General features: G+C 61.3%; 15 protein-coding genes and 1 tRNA gene. 3 read left to right on the forward strand and 13 right to left on the reverse strand.

All coding sequences use genetic code 11. The features are described from left to right. Positions 1-60: 60 nt before the first annotated feature. The 9 genes from QIY50_00810 to thrS all read right to left on the reverse strand — a co-directional run bounded on the left by QIY50_00810 (position 61) and on the right by thrS (position 7,546). Positions 61-137: transfer RNA gene (locus QIY50_00810), tRNA-Pro, on the reverse strand. Positions 138-249: 112 nt separating this feature from the next. Continuing rightward, the gene (locus QIY50_00815; protein WGV20886.1) at positions 250-606 is read right to left on the reverse strand and encodes a MerR family transcriptional regulator; all 357 of its coding nucleotides are present in this window, start codon (positions 604-606) and stop codon (positions 250-252) included. Then, positions 587-889 (reverse strand): integration host factor subunit alpha, encoded by a 303-nt coding sequence (ihfA, locus tag QIY50_00820; GenBank protein WGV20887.1) that lies wholly within the window; start codon positions 887-889, stop codon positions 587-589. The genes QIY50_00815 and ihfA overlap by 20 nt, the downstream gene beginning before the upstream one ends. Before the next feature lie 4 nt (positions 890-893). Next, on the reverse strand, positions 894-3,275 hold the full coding sequence (gene pheT / locus QIY50_00825; protein ID WGV20888.1) for a phenylalanine--tRNA ligase subunit beta: 2,382 nt from the start codon (positions 3,273-3,275) through the stop codon (positions 894-896). A 31-nt stretch (positions 3,276-3,306) separates the two neighbouring features. Beyond that, positions 3,307-4,323, reverse strand: a complete 1,017-nt coding sequence (gene pheS / locus QIY50_00830; GenBank protein WGV20889.1) for a phenylalanine--tRNA ligase subunit alpha — start codon at positions 4,321-4,323, stop codon at positions 3,307-3,309. A 109-nt stretch (positions 4,324-4,432) separates the two neighbouring features. Then, positions 4,433-4,789: a 50S ribosomal protein L20 gene (gene rplT, locus QIY50_00835; protein WGV20890.1), complete on the reverse strand. Its 357-nt coding sequence runs from the start codon at positions 4,787-4,789 to the stop codon at positions 4,433-4,435. Between the two features lie 27 nt (positions 4,790-4,816). Next, positions 4,817-5,011 (reverse strand): 50S ribosomal protein L35, encoded by a 195-nt coding sequence (gene rpmI / locus QIY50_00840; GenBank protein WGV20891.1) that lies wholly within the window; start codon positions 5,009-5,011, stop codon positions 4,817-4,819. Positions 5,012-5,072: 61 nt separating this feature from the next. Then, the gene (gene infC, locus QIY50_00845) at positions 5,073-5,624 is read right to left on the reverse strand and encodes a translation initiation factor IF-3 (GenBank protein WGV20892.1); all 552 of its coding nucleotides are present in this window, start codon (positions 5,622-5,624) and stop codon (positions 5,073-5,075) included. Next, positions 5,624-7,546 (reverse strand): threonine--tRNA ligase, encoded by a 1,923-nt coding sequence (thrS, locus tag QIY50_00850; protein WGV20893.1) that lies wholly within the window; start codon positions 7,544-7,546, stop codon positions 5,624-5,626. The genes infC and thrS overlap by 1 nt, the downstream gene beginning before the upstream one ends. A 337-nt stretch (positions 7,547-7,883) precedes the next feature. Here thrS and QIY50_00855 point away from each other — a divergent pair, with 337 nt between their 5' ends. Beyond that, positions 7,884-8,189 carry a hypothetical protein gene (locus QIY50_00855; protein ID WGV20894.1) on the forward strand — a complete coding sequence of 102 codons (306 nt, stop codon included), beginning with the start codon at positions 7,884-7,886 and terminating at the stop codon, positions 8,187-8,189. Between the two features lie 162 nt (positions 8,190-8,351). Next, positions 8,352-8,564, forward strand: coding sequence for a cold-shock protein (locus QIY50_00860; GenBank protein ID WGV20895.1), 213 nt, complete (start codon positions 8,352-8,354; stop codon positions 8,562-8,564). A gap of 219 nt (positions 8,565-8,783) precedes the next feature. Here the strand turns inward: QIY50_00860 and QIY50_00865 are convergent, their stop codons facing one another. Continuing rightward, positions 8,784-9,095, reverse strand: coding sequence for an I78 family peptidase inhibitor (locus QIY50_00865; protein ID WGV20896.1), 312 nt, complete (start codon positions 9,093-9,095; stop codon positions 8,784-8,786). A gap of 276 nt (positions 9,096-9,371) precedes the next feature. Here QIY50_00865 and QIY50_00870 point away from each other — a divergent pair, with 276 nt between their 5' ends. Next, positions 9,372-9,584: a hypothetical protein gene (locus tag QIY50_00870; protein WGV20897.1), complete on the forward strand. Its 213-nt coding sequence runs from the start codon at positions 9,372-9,374 to the stop codon at positions 9,582-9,584. Here the strand turns inward: QIY50_00870 and QIY50_00875 are convergent. The 3 genes from QIY50_00875 to rbsK form a co-directional block, all read right to left on the reverse strand. Beyond that, positions 9,556-10,557, reverse strand: coding sequence for a nucleoside hydrolase (locus QIY50_00875; GenBank protein ID WGV20898.1), 1,002 nt, complete (start codon positions 10,555-10,557; stop codon positions 9,556-9,558). The two genes, QIY50_00870 and QIY50_00875, sit on opposite strands and share 29 nt — an antisense overlap. 224 nt (positions 10,558-10,781) lie before the next feature. Next, positions 10,782-11,180, reverse strand: coding sequence for a D-ribose pyranase (gene rbsD, locus QIY50_00880; GenBank protein WGV20899.1), 399 nt, complete (start codon positions 11,178-11,180; stop codon positions 10,782-10,784). After that, entirely contained in the window at positions 11,177-12,085 is a 909-nt protein-coding gene (rbsK, locus tag QIY50_00885; GenBank protein WGV20900.1) for a ribokinase, read from the reverse strand. The genes rbsD and rbsK overlap by 4 nt, the downstream gene beginning before the upstream one ends. Position 12,086 lies beyond the last annotated feature (1 nt).

The raw sequence follows: 12,086 nt of genomic DNA on the forward strand, positions 1-12,086 counted from the left end.
CAAACTATCACCAAACAAAAAAGCCCAGTCGTTTCCGACTGGGCTTTTTCGTTTCAATAATGGTCGGGACGGAGTGATTCGAACACTCGACCCCTTGCACCCCATGCAAGTGCGCTACCGGGCTGCGCTACGCCCCGACTGGGCTTGAAGCATGTTCTCAATGCTACCGAGAACGTTGAAGAATGTACCCTAACCTCCTGATAAATGAAAGCTTTTTCTCAAAAAAATTTCACTCACCAAAAACCCAGGTCACTTCTTCAACACCACCAACACATCTTCCAATTCAACAATCATCTGCCGAATCAGCTGCTTGTACTGGCTAGACTCATCCTTGGCCTCATCACTGGAAAGCCTCAACCGAGCCCCGCCAATGGTGAACCCCTGGTCATAAAGCAGCGCACGAATCTGGCGAATCATCAGCACATCCTGCCGCTGATAATACCGCCGGTTCCCCCGCCGCTTCACGGGATTGAGCTGATCGAACTCCTGCTCCCAATACCGCAGCACGTGCGGTTTTACCGCACAAAGCTCACTCACCTCACCAATGGTGAAGTACCTTTTGCCCGGTATGGGGGGCAGTTCGTCGTTATGGCTTGGTTCCAGCATAGGCCTCAACCCGGGCCTTCAACTTCTGCCCTGGACGAAAGGTGACGACGCGCCGTGCGGTGATCGGGATTTCTTCCCCTGTCTTGGGGTTGCGGCCCGGCCGCTGGCGTTTGTCGCGAAGGTCGAAGTTGCCGAAACCGGACAGCTTGACCTGCTCGTTCTCTTCAAGTGCGTGCCGAATTTCTTCAAAAAACAGCTCGACCAGCTCCTTGGCCTCACGCTTGTTAAGCCCCAGCTCCTCGTACAGCCTTTCGGCCATCTCAGCTTTCGTCAGAGCACCCATGCCGTTATTTCCTTAACGTGGTGTTCAACCTTTGTTCGAGCGAGGTGAGGATGTTTTGCAGGGTAGTGTTCACCTCATCGTCGTTAAGAGTGCGCGATGGATGCTGCCAGGTCAAGCCAACGGCAAGGCTTTTTCTATCAGGATCAATGCCTTTACCTTGGTAGACGTCAAACAGCCTGAGGTCTGTAAGCCATTCGCCTGCATTGTCACGAATTACTTCAAGCACCGCGCTAGAAGCTACATCACGTCCTGCGATCAAAGCCAGGTCACGACGGGTTTCCGGGAACTTGGACAGCTCGCTGAATTTCGGCAGGCGGCCTTCGACCACATCACCCAGCACCAGCTCGAACAGGAACACCGGGCGGTCCAGGTCCAGGGCTTTGGCCAGCTCTGGGTGAATGGCGCCGAGGTAGCCGACCAGCTTGCCGTCACGCTCGATGGCGGCGGTCTGGCCTGGGTGCAGGGCTGGGTGCTTGCCGGCGCTGAAGGTGAAGTCGCTCAGGGCGCCGGAGTAGCCCAGCAGGGCTTCCACGTCGGCTTTAACGTCGAAGAAGTCGACGCTGTCGCGGCCGTTGGCCCAGCCTTCTGGCAGGCGGCTGCCGGTGACAACGCCGGCGATCATCGGCTGCTGCTGCAGGTCGCCGAGCTGGCCGACGAAGCGCAGGCCGCTTTCGAACAGGCGCACGCGGTCTTGCTGGCGGTTCAGGTTGTGCTGCAGTGCCTTGACCAGGCCCGGCCACAGGGACGCGCGCATGGCGGCCATGTCGCTGGAGATGGGGTTGGCCAGCAGCAGCGGCTCTACGCCCGGGCTGAACAGTTCGAACAGTTTCGGGTCGATGAAGCTGTAGGTGATGGCTTCCTGGTAGCCGCGGGCAACCAGCAGGCGGCGCAGGGTCGGCAGGTCACCGCGAGTTTCCGGCTTGCCCTGGGGGGCCAGGCGGGCTTGCGGGTAGCGAACCGGCAGGTTGTTGTAGCCATACAGGCGGGCCAGCTCTTCGATCAGGTCCACTTCCAGGCTGATGTCGAAGCGGTGGCTTGGGACGTTGACGGTCCACTGCCCTTCCCCGTTACGAGTCGTGGTCAGTTCCAGGGCGTTGAGCAGTTGCTCGACCTGGGCTGGGTCCATTTCCATGCCGAGCATCTGGGTGATGCGTTCGGCGCGCAGGGTGACCGGGGCCACTTGCGGCAGGTGCTGTTCGCTGACGGCTTCGACCACCGGGCCGGCTTCGCCGCCGACGATGTCCAGCAGCAGCTGGGTGGCGCGCTCCATGGCTTCGCGGGCCAGCTGCGAGTCCACACCGCGCTCGTAGCGGTGCGAGGCGTCGGTGTGCAGGCCGTAGGAGCGGGCTTTACCGGCGACGGAAATCGGCTCGAAGAAGGCGCTTTCCAGGAACAGGTCGCGGGTTTTCTCGGTGTTCACACCGCTGTGCTCGCCACCCATGACGCCGGCGATGGCCAGGGCGCGGGTGTGGTCGGCGATGACCAGGGTGTCGGCGCGCAGGGCCACTTCCTGGCCGTCGAGCAGGACGAGCTTCTCGCCCTCTTCAGCCATGCGTACGCGGATGCCGCCGTTGATTTCTGCCAGGTCGAAGGCGTGCATCGGCTGGCCGAGTTCGAGCATCACGTAGTTGGTGATGTCGACGGCTGCGTCGATGCTGCGCACGTCGCTGCGGCGCAGGCGCTCGACCATCCACAGCGGGGTCGGCTTGCTGAGGTCGACGTTGCGGATGACACGGCCCAGGTAACGTGGGCAGGCAGCCGGGGCGCTGACTTCGACCGGGCGCACTTCGTCGTGGGCAGCCGCTACGGCTGGCACTACCGGGCGGGTGACCGGGGTGTCGTACAGGGCGCTGACGTCGCGGGCCAGGCCTGCGATGGACAGGCAGTCGCCGCGGTTGGGGGTGAGGCCGATTTCGATGCTGGCGTCGTCCAGGCTCAGGTACTGGCGAATGTCTTCGCCAACCGGGGCGTCCGCAGCCAGTTCCAGCAGGCCGTCGTTCTCTTCGCTGATCTGCAGCTCGGCAGCCGAGCACAGCATGCCGAAGGACTCGACGCCGCGCAGCTTGGCCTTCTTGATCTTGAAGTCGCCTGGCAGTTCGGCGCCGATCATGGCGAACGGAATCTTGATGCCTGGGCGGGCGTTAGGGGCGCCGCACACGACCTGGAAGGTTTCCTGGCCGTTGCTTACCTGGCACACGCGCAGCTTGTCGGCGTCCGGGTGTTGTTCGGTGGCGAGGATCTCGCCGACGACGATGCCGCTGAACTGGCCGGCAGCGGGGGTAACGCTGTCGACTTCCAGGCCGGCCATGGACAGGCGGGCGACCAGTTCGTCACGGGAGACTTGCGGGTTTACCCAACCGCGCAGCCACTGTTCACTGAATTTCATGCTGTTCTCCTAGAATGTGCGTCGATTGGGCCTAGCGGAATTGGGCAAGGAACCGCAGGTCGTTGTCGAAGAACAGACGCAAATCGTTGACGCCGTAGCGCAGCATGGCCAGGCGCTCGGCGCCCATGCCGAAGGCGAAGCCCTGGAACTCTTCAGGGTCGATGCCGGACATGCGCAGCACGTTCGGGTGCACCATGCCGCAGCCCATCACTTCCAGCCAGCCGGTTTGCTTGCACACGCGGCAGCCTTTGCCGGAACACATCACGCACTGGATGTCGACTTCGGCGGACGGCTCGGTGAAGGGGAAGAACGATGGGCGGAAACGTACCGCCAGTTCTTTTTCGAAGAACACGCGCAGGAATTCTTCGATGGTGCCCTTGAGGTCGGCGAAGTTGATATCGCGATCGATCAGCAGGCCTTCGACCTGGTGGAACATCGGCGAGTGGGTAATGTCCGAGTCGCAGCGGTACACGCGGCCCGGGCAGACAATGCGGATTGGCGGCTGGCTGGACTCCATGGTCCGCACCTGCACCGGCGAGGTGTGGGTGCGCAGCAGCATGTTGGCATTGAAGTAGAAGGTGTCGTGCATCGCCCGGGCCGGGTGGTGGCCGGGGATGTTGAGCGCTTCGAAGTTGTGATAGTCGTCTTCCACCTCTGGGCCTTCGGCAATGCCGTAGCCGATGTGGGTGAAGAACTGCTCGATGCGCTCGAGTGTACGGGTGATCGGGTGCAGGCCACCGGTGGCCTGGCCGCGGCCTGGCAGGGTGACGTCAATGCATTCAGCAGCAAGGCGAGCGCTGAGCTCGGCTTCTTCGAAGGCGGCCTTGCGGGCATTGAGCACAACGGTGACGCGCTCTTTGGCGTCGTTGATCAGCGCGCCGACTTTCGGCCGCTCTTCGGCTGGCAGGTTGCCCAGGGTCTTCATCACCTGGGTCAGCTCGCCTTTCTTGCCGAGATAGTTAACCCGGATCTGTTCCAGGGTATTGATGTCTTCAGCGCGCTCCACAGCCTCCAGGGCTTGGGAGACCAACGCATCCAGGTTTTCCATGTACAGACTCCAGATACGAAAATAGGGGAAGAGCTTTGAAGGCTCTTCCCCTATCGATGACGTTCAATGCCCGACGGCGCTAGCGCCGCCGGGTGATTGTCGCGGGTACTTAAGCCAGAACGGCTTTAGCTTTCTCGACAATCGCAGCAAACGCCGCTTTTTCGTTCACTGCCAGATCGGCCAGAACCTTACGGTCGATTTCGATCGAAGCCTTTTTCAGGCCAGCAATCAGACGGCTGTAGGACAGACCGTTGGTGCGGGCACCGGCGTTGATACGAGCGATCCACAGTGCGCGGAACTGACGCTTCTTCTGACGACGGTCACGGTAGGCATATTGACCAGCCTTGATGACAGCCTGCTTGGCAACGCGGAATACGCGCGAGCGTGCACCGTAGTAGCCTTTAGCCAGTTTCAGAATTTTCTTGTGACGCTTACGAGCGATGACGCCACGCTTAACACGAGCCATGAGTAACTTCCTCTATCTAAACCAGAATTAACGTACGCGCAGCATGCGCTCGACTTTTGCCACGTCAGACGGGTGCAGCAGGCTGGCACCGCGCAGTTGACGCTTACGCTTGGTCGACATTTTGGTCAGGATGTGGCTCTTGAAAGCGTGCTTGTGCTTGAAGCCGGAAGCGGTCTTCAGGAAGCGCTTCGCAGCACCGCTCTTGGTTTTCATTTTTGGCATGTTGGAACTCCGCATTCGATAAAATTACACAATAATCATCAGGCCTGCCGTGCCCGGGAGATTACTTCTTCTTTTTGGGGGCGATGACCATCATAAGCTGGCGTCCTTCCATCTTCGGATGCTGCTCAACAGAGCCGTATTCGGCAAGGTCGGCTTCGACCCGCTTCAACAGCTCCATGCCCAGCTCCTGGTGGGCCATCTCACGGCCGCGGAATCTCAGAGAGATCTTGGCCTTGTCCCCATCGGTAAGGAAACGTACCAGGTTGCGTAGTTTTACCTGGTAATCCCCTTCTTCCGTCCCTGGACGAAACTTGATTTCTTTGATCTGGATCTGTTTCTGGTTTTTCTTGGCTTCGTTGGCCTGCTTCTTCTTCTCGAAGAGGTGCTTGCCGTAGTCCATCACCTTGCAGACAGGCGGTACCGCGTCTGCAGAGATCTCCACCAGATCCAGCTTCGCTTCTTCAGCGATACGAAGCGCTTCATCAATCGAGACGATGCCAACCTGCTCGCCATCAGCGCCAATTAACCGAACCTCGCGGGCCGAGATATTCTCGTTGATCGGGGCCTTCGGTACAGCACGCTTATCGTTTCTCATTTCACGCTTAATAGTCATTACTCCGATTCTTGGCGTCCACGCCGGGAAACCGCTTGTGTCAGGAGCTCAGCGAACTGGGCGACGGGCATGGAGCCCAGGTCTGCGCCTTCGCGAGTACGCACAGCGACGGTTCGTGTTTCGACTTCGCGATCCCCTATAACCAAAAGGTACGGGACCTTGAGCAAAGTATGCTCGCGGATTTTAAAGCCGATCTTCTCATTTCTCAAGTCCGACTTGGCACGGAAACCGCTACCGTTCAGGGTATTTTCCACCTCGAGGGCGAAATCGGCCTGCTTGTCGGTGATGTTCATGATCACGGCCTGGGTTGGTGCCAGCCAGGCCGGGAACACGCCAGCGTAGTGCTCGATCAGCATGCCGATGAAGCGCTCGAACGAACCGAGGATGGCGCGGTGCAGCATGACCGGGCGCACTCGGCTGTTATCTTCGGCGATATAGCTGGCATCCAGGCGTTCTGGCAGGTTCGGGTCGTACTGCAGGGTACCGCACTGCCAGTTACGGCCGAGGCAGTCGCGCAGGGTGAACTCGATCTTCGGGCCGTAGAAGGCGCCCTCGCCCGGCTGGTATTCCCACTCCAGCCCCGACTCGTTCAGGGCGTCGGCCAGCGCGCCTTCGGCACGGTCCCACAGCTCTTCGGAACCCACGCGCTTGGCCGGGCGGGTCGACAGCTTCATGGCGATGTCGGTGAAGCCGAAGTCCTTGTACACGTCCAGGGTCAGCTTGATGAAGTCAGCGGCCTCTTTCTTCACCTGTTCTTCGGTGCAGAAGATGTGCGCGTCGTCCTGCACGAAGCCACGCACGCGCATGATGCCGTGCAGGGCGCCGGACGGCTCGTTACGGTGGCAGGCACCGAACTCGGCCAGGCGCAGCGGCAGGTCGCGGTAGCTCTTCAGGCCCTGGTTGAACACCTGCACGTGGCACGGGCAGTTCATCGGTTTTACCGCGTAGTCACGGCTTTCCGACGAAGTGGTGAACATGTTTTCGGCGTAGTTGGACCAGTGGCCGGAACGCTCCCAGAGGATGCGGTCGACAACCTGCGGGGTCTTGATTTCCTGGTAGCCGTTGACGCGCTGGACCTGGCGCATGTACTGCTCGAGCACCTGGTACACGGTCCAGCCGTTGGCGTGCCAGAACACCATGCCCGGGGCTTCTTCCTGCAGGTGGAACAGGTCGAGCTGCTTGCCGATCTTGCGGTGGTCGCGTTTTTCGGCTTCTTCGATGCGCTGGATGTACGCAGCCAGCTGCTTCTTGTCGGCCCAGGCGGTGCCGTACACGCGTTGCAGCTGTTCGTTCTTGGCATCACCGCGCCAGTAGGCACCGGACAGCTTGGTCAGCTTGAATGCCTTGAGGAAGCGGGTGTTCGGCACGTGCGGGCCACGGCACATGTCGACGTATTCTTCGTGGTAGTACAGGCCCATAGCCTGCTCGTCCGGCATGTCTTCGACCAGGCGCAGCTTGTAGTCTTCGCCACGGGCCTTGAACACGTCGATGACTTCGGCACGCGGGGTCACCTTCTTGATGACGTCGTAGTCCTTGTCGATCAGCTCCATCATGCGCTTTTCGATGGCGGCCATGTCTTCAGGGGTGAAGGGGCGCTCGTAGGCGATGTCGTAGTAGAAGCCTTCGTCGATGACCGGGCCGATGACCATCTTGGCGGTCGGGTACAGCTGCTTCACGGCGTGGCCGACCAGGTGGGCGCACGAGTGACGGATGATCTCCAGTCCCTCTTCATCTTTAGGGGTGATGATCTGCAGGGTGGCGTCGTTGCTGATCAGGTCGCAGGCATCGACCAGCTTGCCGTCGACCTTGCCGGCCACGGTGGCCTTGGCCAGGCCGGCGCCGATGGAAGCGGCGACTTCGGCTACGGATACGGCGTGATCGAACGAACGTTGACTGCCATCGGGAAGAGTAATAACGGGCATGGCGCCTCCTCTCCTAGTGGTGACCCCTACCAAAGGTCACGTGGGTTGGGATGAGCCAGTACAAGATCCGACCTGCCTTCCCGCAAAGGAAGCCTGCCTCACAGTGGCAGAAGCCTTTCGGCTTGCAAGGGACGAACCAGAGTGACTGGAAAGAAAAAAGATAGCTGCAAGCTGCACGTTGTCAGCTGCAAGCCGGGCATGCTAGCACGCGGGTTGCATGCCAGGCAGAAATATTTGGAAATTACAGACTTCGGCTGAACTTACACGGAAAAATTCCTATCAGACCTTGGGAAGCAACCTACTCTTGATGAGACCTTAACCCAAGGAGTAACTGGTTATGCGAGTTCCGTCTCTTCTGGCCCTGGCGGCCGCTGGGGCCCTGCTGCTGCCCATGGCTGCGAACGCCGGCAACTTCCCGGCAGGGAAGGAGGCCGCCTACATGACCCAGTGCACGCAAGTGGCACAAGGCCAAGGCGTTGATGCTGCGACCGCGAAAAAACACTGCGACTGTGGCGCGCAAACCATCAAAAAGAATTTCACCGACGCGGAAATTGCCGACCTGGACAGCAACGATGGCGTGGACGCCAAGCTGATGCAGAAGGCGCAGACGGTCGTGAAACAGGCCTGCGCACCGAAGAGCTGAAACCTTAAAGCCAGAGCAGACCAGCCATTCTTTGAGCTGGATCAAGATCCGGCGAAGGTAAAAGGCGCTAGATGCGCAGAATTAGACTATGATGTGTTCCGTGCTCCGTAGCCTCGGCCGCATTGCACCACTGAAAAAACTAAATGTTCTGGAGATTCACCCATGTCCAATCGCCAACAAGGCACCGTCAAATGGTTCAATGATGAGAAAGGCTACGGCTTCATCACCCCAGCAGGCGGCGGCGACGACCTGTTCGTTCACTTCAAGGCCATCGAATCTGACGGCTTCAAGAGCCTGAAAGAAGGCCAGACTGTTTCCTTCGTCGCCGAGCGCGGCCAGAAGGGCATGCAGGCTGCACAGGTTCGTCCGGAGTAATTCGGATAGCTGTAAAAAAACCCGCCCTTGTGGCGGGTTTTTTTATGGGTATCTGCCAGGCTGCACGCACTCGCTTTCCTGTAGGAGCGGCCTTGTGTCGCGATGGGGCGCAAAGCGGCCCCAGGGTTCAGCTTCGCAGCGTCAATTGCCGGGGCCGCTTTGCGGCCCTGTCGCGACACAAGGCCGCTCCTGCAGGGACCGCGCAGCCCACATAATCGGTCAACCGCAATTGACGCGAATCACCTTGCCCTGCTCGTCCACATTCAGGTTCAGGCGCTCGGAGCGGTACTCCAGGGTGACCACGTCGTGCGGCTTGAGAATGCGGGCCATCTGCGAGCCACTGGCCTTGCGTGCCTGCTCCAGCAGCTCGGCGCTAGCAGGCTTGCCAATGGCAAAATCGGCGCCGCTGGCTTCGCAGCGGCCATCGTTGCCTGCCGGTGCAGCGCCACCAGCAGAACTGCCACCAGTGCTGCAACCAGCCAGCACAGCAGCCACCGCCAGGGTTGCCAGGTAAGCACGGGTACGGAACATGAAGCCTCCTAAATCGGTCCGGGAACTGTCTGATCCGACCGTTCCACTCATCATTTGTTGCAAAACCGGTCAAGTCTGCCTGAACTCGCTGGTAGAGGCGAAAGCGCAATCGTGACCGGATTTTGCACAACCCGCTGCGTTTGCCATATGCTTAAGCCACAAGGTCACTGACGCAAAGTCATGATTTAGTGCAAGAAGTGGAGCGCACCCGGCCTCCATCGAACACCAGGGTCAGGTGTTCGCCCCTTCGTCCTGGGCCCCAAGCGAGAGCCTTTCATGAGCAGCCACAGCATCGATGCCGATATCAAGGTCAAATGGGCCGAGGGCCAGAGCGCGTACAGCCCTGGCACACCGGAAGAGTTGCTGTTGATTGCCATCGACCTGCTGGTGCGCGATCGCGGCGCCGAGGCGGCGCGCAGCTTTATCGACCAGGTGTTCGAGCGCTTCGCGCCGCACACGGCTATTCCAATCGCGCCAAACGGGCGCTGAGCAGGTCGAACAGGCCCTGAGCATCGCCCTGCTCTACCCACATCACATTGGCTGGCTGCTTTAGCACGCCATACCAGTCGGCCAGGGTCTGGCCGAAGCTGGGGCCTTCGCGGCTGTCGATGCTCATGTGGATGCGCCGGCCGCTGAACAGCTCGGGCTTGAGCAAGTAGGCGATGACGCTGGCGTCGTGCACCGGGCCGCCGGGCATGCCGTACAGGTCCATGTCGTGGGTGATGTAGGCGTTGAGGATATCCACCACCCGCTTGCTGGCCTTGTTGTTCACCGCTGCCAGCTGCTTGAGGCGGGCGTCGCTGGTCAGCAGCTTGTGGGTGACGTCCAGCGGCAGGTAGGCCAGTTGCACGCCGCTGGCCAGCACCACTTCGGCGGCATGCGGGTCGGCATAGAGGTTGAATTCTGCCGCCGGGGTGATGTTGCCGCCGTTGAAATGCGCACCGCCCATTACCACCACTTGCTTGATGCCTTTGGCGATGTCCGGGCGCTGGATCAGCGCCAGGGCCAGGTTGGTCTGCGGGCCGAGCATGGCGATGGTAATGCTGTGCGGTTTGGCGGCGCCCAGGGTGTCGACCAGGTATTGCACGGCATTGCCCTGGGCCAGTGGCGCTTTCGGTTCGTGGACCTGGACGCCGGTGAGGCCTTCTTCGCCGTGCACTTCGGCGGCGTAGACCGGCTTGCGCACCAGCGGGCGCGCGGCGCCGGCGTATACGGGGATGTCTTCGCGACCGGCCCATTCGCGGGCCAGGCGGGCGTTGCGCGAGGTGTTTTCCAGGCGCACATTGCCGGCCACGGTGGTGATGGCGCGGATGTTGAGCTCGTCGGGCGAGGCCATGGCCAGGAACAGCGCGACCACATCGTCGGCGCCGGGGTCGGTGTCGATGATCAGGTCAATGGGGGCGGCCTGGAGGGTGGTTGCTGCGGCCATGAGGGCGATTCCTTGTAGCAGGGGTTTGAGCATGGGTGGCACTCCTGTTGCCTGGGTTGGTATTCCTGAAACACCGCAAATCCCTGTGGGAGCGGTTTTACCCGTGAAGAAAGCAACGCGGTGGATGGCACCGGCTTCGCCGGTGTTCGCGGGTGAACCCGCTCCCACACGGGGCCTGCGGTAAATGGCACCGGCGTTGCCGGTGTTCGCGGGCATGCCCGCTCCCACAGGGGATCTGCGTTGGGCAAGACGACGAGTTAGAAGGTTACGCCGGAGATCAGCGCGATGTTGCTGTAGGGTTGGCATTCGCCAGTACGCACGACCGCACGGGCACTGCGCGACAGCACTTTGAAATCTTCATGGCTCAGCCATTCGCGCTTGCCCAGCTTGCCCTTGAGCCGCTCGATCTCGACCAGCGCCGGCGGCACCACTTTGTGCATCTCTTCGGCCAGCACATGCCGCTCCACCTGCAACTCGCTCAGCACAACCCGCAACACGCTGGCGAAATCCGGCAGACCAGGCGTGACGGCCAGGTCGATCAGTTCGACGCCCGGCGGCACCGGCAACCCGGCATCGCCGATTACCAGGATGTCGCCATGCCCCATTCCGGCAATGGTCCGCGACAGGGCGATGTTCAGCAGCGGGGTTTTCTTCATGGCCCAAGCTCCGCCAGGTAAGGAATCGACGGCTGGGCGCCGGCGCGGGTAACCGACAGGGCCGCGGCGCGCTGGCCGAAAGCGATGGCTTCGCCCTCCTCCAGGCCGCGTACCAGGCCAGCGGCAAAGCCACCAATGAAGGTGTCGCCGGCGGCAGTGGTGTCCAGCGGCTGCACCACCGGTGCGGGGAAGTGCTGGTGGCCCTTGGGGGTGACCAGCAAGGCACCTTGCGCGCCCAGGGTGATGATCACTTTGCCCGCGCCCAGTTGCAGCAAGCGCTCGCCGGCACGCCGGGCACTGTCCAGGTCAGTCACCGCCACGCCGGTCAGAGCTTCGGCCTCGCTTTCGTTGGGCGTCAGGTAGTCGATGTGGGCGAACCAGTCCGCCGGCAAGGGGCCGGTCGCCGGTGCCGGGTTCAGGATCACCTGCTTGCCCAGTGCACGCCCCCTGGCCAGGGTCCAGGCCACGGTGTCGGCCGGCACTTCCAGCTGGCAGATGATCACCTCGGCCGCCTGCAGCAGCGCATCGAACCGCTGCACCGACTGCGGCGTCAGCAGGCCGTTGCCACCGGGAATGATGACAATGCAGTTCTGGCTGGCGGCATCCACGGTGATCAGCGCCACACCGCTGGACACGCCCTGGCAGGTGATGACGCCCTGGCAGTCGATGCCTTCCACATACAAGGCCCGGTGCAGTTGCCGGCCATAATCATCGTCGCCGACGTTGCCGATCATCGCCACGCTGCCACCCAGGCGCGCCACGGCCACCGCCTGGTTGGCCCCCTTGCCGCCCGGTGCGGTGAAAAAGCTTTCGCCGGGGAGTGTTTCGCCGGCCCGGGGCAGGCGTTGGGCGCGGGCCACCAGGTCCATGTTGAGGCTACCGACTACCACGACCTTGGCATTCATG

The organism is Pseudomonas putida (assembly GCA_029953615.1).
In the GTDB taxonomy this organism is placed as follows: Bacteria; Pseudomonadota; Gammaproteobacteria; order Pseudomonadales; family Pseudomonadaceae; genus Aquipseudomonas.

What these genes read in the sequence shown, in the direction of transcription:
- rpmI (WGV20891.1), bottom strand. Translation starts at nt 5,011, where the DNA reads ATGCCAAAAATGAAAACCAAGAGCGGTGCTGCGAAGCGCTTCCTGAAG.
- QIY50_00865 (WGV20896.1), bottom strand. Translation starts at nt 9,095, where the DNA reads ATGTTCCGTACCCGTGCTTACCTGGCAACCCTGGCGGTGGCTGCTGTG.
- QIY50_00870 (WGV20897.1), top strand. Translation starts at nt 9,372, where the DNA reads ATGAGCAGCCACAGCATCGATGCCGATATCAAGGTCAAATGGGCCGAG.
- pheT (WGV20888.1), bottom strand. Translation starts at nt 3,275, where the DNA reads ATGAAATTCAGTGAACAGTGGCTGCGCGGTTGGGTAAACCCGCAAGTC.
- thrS (WGV20893.1), bottom strand. Translation starts at nt 7,546, where the DNA reads ATGCCCGTTATTACTCTTCCCGATGGCAGTCAACGTTCGTTCGATCAC.
- QIY50_00815 (WGV20886.1), bottom strand. Translation starts at nt 606, where the DNA reads ATGCTGGAACCAAGCCATAACGACGAACTGCCCCCCATACCGGGCAAA.
- infC (WGV20892.1), bottom strand. Translation starts at nt 5,624, where the DNA reads ATGACTATTAAGCGTGAAATGAGAAACGATAAGCGTGCTGTACCGAAG.
- ihfA (WGV20887.1), bottom strand. Translation starts at nt 889, where the DNA reads ATGGGTGCTCTGACGAAAGCTGAGATGGCCGAAAGGCTGTACGAGGAG.
- QIY50_00875 (WGV20898.1), bottom strand. Translation starts at nt 10,557, where the DNA reads ATGCTCAAACCCCTGCTACAAGGAATCGCCCTCATGGCCGCAGCAACC.
- QIY50_00860 (WGV20895.1), top strand. Translation starts at nt 8,352, where the DNA reads ATGTCCAATCGCCAACAAGGCACCGTCAAATGGTTCAATGATGAGAAA.
- rbsD (WGV20899.1), bottom strand. Translation starts at nt 11,180, where the DNA reads ATGAAGAAAACCCCGCTGCTGAACATCGCCCTGTCGCGGACCATTGCC.
- pheS (WGV20889.1), bottom strand. Translation starts at nt 4,323, where the DNA reads ATGGAAAACCTGGATGCGTTGGTCTCCCAAGCCCTGGAGGCTGTGGAG.
- rplT (WGV20890.1), bottom strand. Translation starts at nt 4,789, where the DNA reads ATGGCTCGTGTTAAGCGTGGCGTCATCGCTCGTAAGCGTCACAAGAAA.
- rbsK (WGV20900.1), bottom strand. Translation starts at nt 12,085, where the DNA reads ATGAATGCCAAGGTCGTGGTAGTCGGTAGCCTCAACATGGACCTGGTG.
- QIY50_00855 (WGV20894.1), top strand. Translation starts at nt 7,884, where the DNA reads ATGCGAGTTCCGTCTCTTCTGGCCCTGGCGGCCGCTGGGGCCCTGCTG.